Genomic DNA, 563 nt, shown 5'->3' on the forward strand with positions numbered 1-563 from the left:
ACTCGCCGCCGGCCAGGCCGACCTGGTGCTGGCGGCCGTGGTCTGCGCACCCGACCCGACCCTGATCCACCTCTCCTTCTCCGACCTGCACGCCTACCCCGAGAACGGCTTCAGCCAGCCCTTCGACGCCGCCTCGGCCGGCATCCTGACCGGCCAGGGCGCCGGCATGGTGGCCGTCAAGCGGCTCGCCGACGCCCAGCGCGACGGCGACCGGATCCACGCCGTGATCGACGGCATCGGCCTCTCCAACGACGGCGCGGGCCGTCATCTGCTGGTCCCCAACGCCGCCGGACAGCACCGCAGTTACCAGCTCGCCTACGCCGAGGCCGGGGTGGCCCCGGGCGACATCGACTACCTGGAGTGCCACGCCACCGGCACCCCGATCGGGGACAGCACCGAGGCCGACTCGGTGGTCCGCTGGTTCGGCGAGCAGGGCTCGGTGCCGCTGCTCGGCTCGGTCAAGGGCAACATCGGCCACCTGCTGACGGTGGCCGGGCTGAGCAGTCTGCTGAAGGTCGGGCTGGCCAAGCAGCACCGCGAACTCCCCCCCACCATCCGCGTGT

1 protein-coding gene is annotated in these 563 nt (G+C 72.5%); it reads left to right on the forward strand.

Annotated elements, in window-relative coordinates; translation table 11 throughout:
- Positions 1–563, forward strand: a 563-nt coding sequence (locus ABD323_RS44520) for a beta-ketoacyl [acyl carrier protein] synthase domain-containing protein (RefSeq protein WP_344447670.1), incomplete at both ends; no start/stop codon positions are given.

This window comes from Kitasatospora nipponensis (assembly GCF_039528135.1).
Taxonomy (GTDB): domain Bacteria; phylum Actinomycetota; class Actinomycetes; order Streptomycetales; family Streptomycetaceae; genus Kitasatospora; species Kitasatospora nipponensis.